This is a genomic window from Oleiphilus sp. HI0061, assembly GCF_001635675.1.
In genome coordinates this window covers 1-799 of sequence record NZ_LWFE01001844.1, presented here as the reverse complement: position 1 = coordinate 799, position 799 = coordinate 1, and the positions used below count along the sequence as shown (strand labels likewise).

Annotated in this window: 1 protein-coding gene and 1 pseudogene; one reads left to right on the top strand and one right to left on the bottom strand. The window is 44.4% G+C overall.

What is annotated here, in order from left to right; genetic code table 11:
- Nucleotides 1-469: NADPH-dependent FMN reductase (locus tag A3735_RS28115; RefSeq protein WP_197486115.1), on the top strand; the 469-nt coding region annotated here is incomplete at its 5' end.
- 11 nt (nucleotides 470-480) lie between these two features.
- On the opposite strand, the pseudogene A3735_RS28110 reads toward A3735_RS28115, so the two are convergent.
- Nucleotides 481-799: pseudogene (locus tag A3735_RS28110) on the bottom strand (UDP-N-acetylenolpyruvoylglucosamine reductase); the annotation flags it as partial.

Sequence of the window (799 nt, the reverse complement as noted above, 5' to 3'; positions counted from 1 at the left end):
CAACATTAACTTAGCAGACTACCCTTTGCCGTTGTTTAATGAAGATATTGAAAACACTGAAACGCCCGCTTCACTGAACGACTTAAGGCGCATATTTTCATCACCAACAAGCATTTTAATCGCGAGCCCAGAGTACAACGGATCATTTAGCGCCGCACTGAAGAATACACTGGACTGGTTATCACGCCCTGACAATAGTGACTCCAATGTCTATCAACCACCATTTAACAGATTTACTGTCGCACTAACTGCTGCCAGCCCAGGCAGCCTAGGTGGCTTAAGAGGACTAGGACAACTAAGAGAAGTCATGACAAATTTGGGGAGTTTAGTTATTCCTCAACAACTAGCTATTGGAGCTGCTTACGAAGCATTCAACGAAGAAGGGAAATTAGTAAATCAAGAAACGGTCGATCGCTTAACCGGATTAGTTAAAACCTTACTAGAAACTGACCAGCGACTACAGAAATAGGAACTACAACCTTATGAACTCAAGGATGAGACTATTTTTGGCTCCACTTCCAAGGCAACGGAAAAAATTGAAGCAATTGAAGCTCTAATATCTTGCGCCAAGGTAAGTATATCTGCCTGATTGCCGCCATCGTGATTGACAAGAACAAGAGCTTGCTTGGCATGTACGCCTACAGGCCCTTGCCGCTTCCCTTTCCAACCGGCCTGGTCGATCAACCAGCCTGCCGCCAATTTAAATTCCCCAGTCTCAAGCTGATAACTCACAAGTCCTGGAAACTTCTTCCTTATGCTCTCTTCTTGTTTCGCCGTAACGATCGGGTTTTTGAAAAAG